This is a genomic window from Mesorhizobium sp. M0808 (genome assembly GCF_040320025.1).
In the GTDB taxonomy this organism is placed as follows: Bacteria; Pseudomonadota; Alphaproteobacteria; order Rhizobiales; family Rhizobiaceae; genus Mesorhizobium.
The window spans coordinates 1-1,007 of record NZ_JAMYOX010000120.1; the positions used below are offsets into that span (position 1 = coordinate 1).

The following is a 1,007-nucleotide window of genomic DNA, read 5'->3' on the forward strand; positions in this document are numbered from 1 at the left end:
ACCGAAATCTCCACCCCGCGGGTTCCTTCCCTGGAGGCTTCCGGACGCCGGCCTCGAGCCACGCCATCTCAGTAGACGGCCGGCATCCGAAACCCATCACAGGAGCGGTCATTCGATGTTCTGCCGTTGAACGGCTTCATTCGCCAGTTTAGCGGAAATTGGGCGACAGCATGGTTGCCTGAACAGGGAAGTTCGAAACCCTCTTGGTCCGCGAATCCCGCTGATTGCACGCTGCGGTGCGATATTCTGCAAGATAGCCACCCAACCAACGCCGATAGCCGCATTGCTCTCGACAAGAGCACTCCTGCCGCACACCACCTAGCTGGCAGACACTTGGCTGATCCCGGCATCGACCCAGGCACGCGTCTGCTCAAGCACTTCATCCGAGAGCGCGGGATCGTCGATCGCCCGGGCGAGGATTACTGCCCCCACCATCGCTGCCCAGCTTCCGATCGCCGCGCGGCGTCTGTCTGCCGGATCCAACTCCGGGAGCGCCTTGCCGATACGGTCGATCTGCGATCGTAGGCCTTCCGTCATGGCCGAGCGTGCAGCCTGGGTCTGATGGCGGATGGCTGCGGCAAGGCCCGCCGTCGGGCAACCGCCGGCGCAGTTGTCGCGATGCCGGGGCGAAAGATAGGAACCTACATAAGCGCGAAGATCGCCCCCTCCGCCTGAGTCCGCGGCGAGGACGTGGGCAAGGGTCTGCGCGATCAGGTCGTCCTTCGAACTGAAATGGCCATAGAAGCCGCCATGGGTGAGCCCGGCGGCCTTCATCACTTCCGCCACGCTGACCGCGTCGAACCCCTTCTCGCGAAACAGCCGGCTGGCCGCATCCAATATCCGGTGACGGTTCTCCGCCATCTGCTCTCGACTGACCTTCATTTCAAAATTCTCCGTCGGCCCGGTTGACATTTACATGATGCCCATCATATTTAGCCGCAATCATGATGATCGTCATGAATATAGGTTCCATCAGAGAAAAGAGCAATGCCATGACCACCATTCCA

Annotated in this window: 1 protein-coding gene; it reads right to left on the reverse strand. The window is 60.8% G+C overall.

Features of this window, described 5'->3' with window-relative positions; translation table 11 throughout:
- Positions 1-318: 318 nt before the first annotated feature.
- Positions 319-882, reverse strand: a complete 564-nt coding sequence (locus NKI25_RS36240; protein ID WP_352622769.1) for a TetR/AcrR family transcriptional regulator — start codon at positions 880-882, stop codon at positions 319-321.
- Positions 883-1,007: the final 125 nt, after the last annotated feature.

Coding starts and splice junctions, on each gene's coding strand:
- NKI25_RS36240 (WP_352622769.1), bottom strand. CDS start 882: ATGAAGGTCAGTCGAGAGCAGATGGCGGAGAACCGTCACCGGATATTG.